This is a genomic window from Alkalimonas mucilaginosa (assembly GCF_036327005.1).
GTDB classification, from domain to species: domain Bacteria; phylum Pseudomonadota; class Gammaproteobacteria; order Enterobacterales; family Alteromonadaceae; genus Alkalimonas; species Alkalimonas mucilaginosa.
Genome location: NZ_JAUGZK010000065.1, coordinates 1 through 216, shown reverse-complemented (window position 1 = coordinate 216; position 216 = coordinate 1). Strand labels below are relative to the sequence as shown.

Annotated in this window: 1 pseudogene; it reads left to right on the top strand. The window is 63.0% G+C overall.

The features are described from left to right. Positions 1-216: pseudogene (locus QWF21_RS18160) on the top strand (hypothetical protein); the annotation flags it as partial.

The window sequence follows — 216 nt, the reverse complement described above, 5'->3', positions numbered from 1 at the left end:
CCATGAGGTCGCGGGTCAAGGCTCCGCATCTTCCATAGCCAGGGCGAGAAGAGCTGCAGACAATGCAGTGATTGCCGCGGCAGAGCCAAGAGGCTTAGGCAATTACAACAGTGCAGAGCCTGGAATACCAGGGGGAGGCTGGGGCAGTGGCCCGGGCGTAGGCTCAGGCGGTGGAAGTGGAGGGGGCTCAGGTGGCGGAGATGGTTCAGGTGGTGG